We start from the raw sequence: 2,624 nt of genomic DNA, 5'->3' as shown, positions 1-2,624 counted from the left end.
GACTTCCTTGCACGTGAGCATCATGCGCGCGAACAAGGTCAATCCAGCTCCGCTAAGTTTCGTGCCGAAGCTGCACTACGCGGTGAACTCCCTAACTACCCCGGACTAGAAGCCCATTACTTCGAGCTGGGTCCGGGTGAAGTACTTTTCATTCCCAAGCGCTGGGCACACGAGGTTTTCACAGTCAGTGCATGCATCAGCTTCACCTACAATTTCATCCACCTTTCCGACATCGATCTGTTGTACCTGCGCCATCGCTTGTTCGGTGTTGGCTTCCATTGAGTCGGTTTTAGTAGATCACGTTAACAAAATACAATTTCTGGTTCAGGATGGACCGCTCGGATCGTGACAGTATTATTAACTCGGCCCTTAAATACGCCTCCAGTGCTACGATTAGCGCATGGAGAAAATCGATGCACGCAAACTTGGGGCAGAGGGCCGGGAGACGCTCCGGAAGATGGTGATTCGCCTGCGCACGCAATCGGGCATGAAGGCGGTTGAGTTGGCAGCTGTTGCCGGCGTGCACGTCCGGACGGTGGAAGGCTGGCTGAGAAAAGCGCGTGCGGCAGGCGCGGGTGCCTTGGTGGAGAAGACCCACGAGCGCCAGCCTGGCATGTGCCGGAAGATGACGATGGCGCAGGAAGTGTGGATTCGCCAACGTATCGTCGGCGCGCTGCCCGCGCAGATGTCGTTGCCTTTCGCGCTGTGGACGCGGCGGGCGATTCAGGCGTTGATCAAGGCCCAGTTCAACGTCGAGCTGTCCGACCGGCTGGTGGGGAAATACCTCGCCCGCTGGGGCTACACCGCACAACGCCCGGTCAAGCGCGCGCCGGAGCAGCGTCCTGAGTTGATCGACACCTGGCTTCGCGAGACCTATCCCGCGATTGCCGCCCCCGCCAAGGCCGAAGGGGCCGCGATCTACTGGGCCGACGAGACGGCGGTCAAGGAGGATGCGAACTGGATTCGCGGATTTGCGCCCGCCGGGCGCACCCCGGTGCTGGACATGCCGGCTCGCTGGGGCAAGCTGTCGATGATCTCGGCCATCACCAACCGTGGCGAGATCAGTTTCCAGATCGTCGAAGGCACGATCAATGCCGAGCGTTTCATCGATTTTCTGGCGCATCTTCTTGAGGATGCGACGGCCAAGATCTTCCTGATCGTCGACAACCTGCGGGTCCATCACGCCAAAATTGTCCGGGAGTGGGCAGAGCCCCTCAAGGACAAGATCGAACTGTTCTACCTGCCGCCCTACGCCCCTGAATCCAACCCTGACGAGTACCTGAACCACGATTTCAAGACGTCCCTGCGCCTGGAGCCGACCAGCGACAACGACAGCGACCTGATGCAGAAGGCGATGCGGATCATGAAGCGCATCGCCCAGATCCCCGGGCGGGTTTAGTCTTACTTCCGCCACCCCCTTGCCGCCTACGCAGCATAGACAGGCTATTTAGTCGGTCCTGAACAATCAGCCCGCACCTTTCCTGACGCGGGCTGATCGCTTCTGAAGGCTTGCCGAATCTTTCAGTTTCTCGTGCAATGGCGTTCAATTTCTGGGAGATGGGAGCATAGTTTTCCGATGACAACGCCCGATTTTTTCCGGGCCCGCCTGGACGCGATGATCGATCTGCGTCACCCGCTGGCCGTATTGGCAACCCGCATGCCGTGGGCCGAGATCGAGTTCGCACTGGCCCCGTGCTTTATTCGCCAGGATCGCAAAGGGTGTGTGCTCGAAGGGCTGGACCTGTTCGGCCCGACGCTGCAGGTGGCCGGTGCGGGGGTAAGCCGGGCCGGGCGCCCACGGCTGCCAATCCGGCTGATGGTCGGGCTGCTGTATCTGAAGCACGCGTTCGGCGAGAGCGACGAGAGCGTGGTGCAGAAGTGGTCGGAGAACCCGTATTGGCAATACTTTTGCGGCGGCGAGTATTTTGAAACCCGGCTGCCCTGCGACCCGAGTGGCCTGACGCACTTTCGGCGGGCGCTGGGTGAAGCGGGGGTGGAGGAACTCCTGGCCAAGACCATTGAGGCGGCCGTCTCGATGAAGGCGATTGCGCCCAAGGATCTGGAGCGGGTGATCGTCGATTCCACGGTGCAGGAGAAGGCCATCGCCTTTCCCACCGACAGCCGGTTGCTCGACGTGGCCCGGCGCAAGCTGGTGCTGCTCGCCCGGCGGGCCGGACTGGTGCTGCGCCAGACCTTCGAGAAGGAAGGTCGCAGCCTCAAGCGACGAGCCGGTGGCTACGCCCATGCCAAACAGTATCGGCGGATGCGAAAGGTGCTCAAGCGCCAGCGCACGATCCTGGGCCGGGTGATGCGGGACCTGGAAGGTCGTCTGCCGGAAATGGCCGAGGGCATGAAGCCCATCGCCGCTTTGTGGCTGGAACGGGCCAGGCGCATTCACACCCAGCGCCCCAAGGACACGCACAAGCTGTATGCCCTGCACGCACCGGAAGTGGAGTGCATCGGCAAGGGCAAAGCTCGGCAGCCCTACGAATTCGGGGTGAAGGTGGGCATTGCCACCACCGAGAAAGGCAATCTGATCGTCTGCGCCCGGGCCTTTCCCGGCAATCCCTACGACGGCCACACCCTCGCCGAGCAGATCGAGCAGGCGACGATCCTGATGCAGG

3 protein-coding genes are annotated in these 2,624 nt (G+C 61.4%); all 3 read left to right on the top strand.

Translation table 11 applies throughout. The features are described 5' to 3' along the window. The coding region (locus tag Q0672_RS02870) for a cupin-like domain-containing protein (protein ID WP_298619514.1) at positions 1–282 on the top strand (282 nt) is incomplete at its 5' end. A gap of 118 nt (positions 283–400) precedes the next feature. Continuing rightward, the gene (locus Q0672_RS02865; protein ID WP_298619512.1) at positions 401–1,399 is read left to right on the top strand and encodes an IS630 family transposase; all 999 of its coding nucleotides are present in this window, start codon (positions 401–403) and stop codon (positions 1,397–1,399) included. Between the two features lie 177 nt (positions 1,400–1,576). After that, positions 1,577–2,624, top strand: a 1,048-nt coding sequence (locus Q0672_RS02860; RefSeq protein WP_298619509.1) for an IS5 family transposase, incomplete at its 3' end; no start/stop codon positions are given.

The organism is uncultured Zoogloea sp., assembly GCF_937894855.1.
GTDB lineage: Bacteria > Pseudomonadota > Gammaproteobacteria > Burkholderiales > Rhodocyclaceae > Zoogloea > Zoogloea oryzae.
The sequence above is the reverse complement of the archived record's forward strand: the minus strand, read 5'-3'. Positions and strand labels throughout refer to the sequence as shown.

Excerpts from the sequence above, each read along its gene's own strand:
- Q0672_RS02865 (WP_298619512.1), top strand. The coding sequence starts at position 401 with ATGGAGAAAATCGATGCACGCAAACTTGGGGCAGAGGGCCGGGAGACG.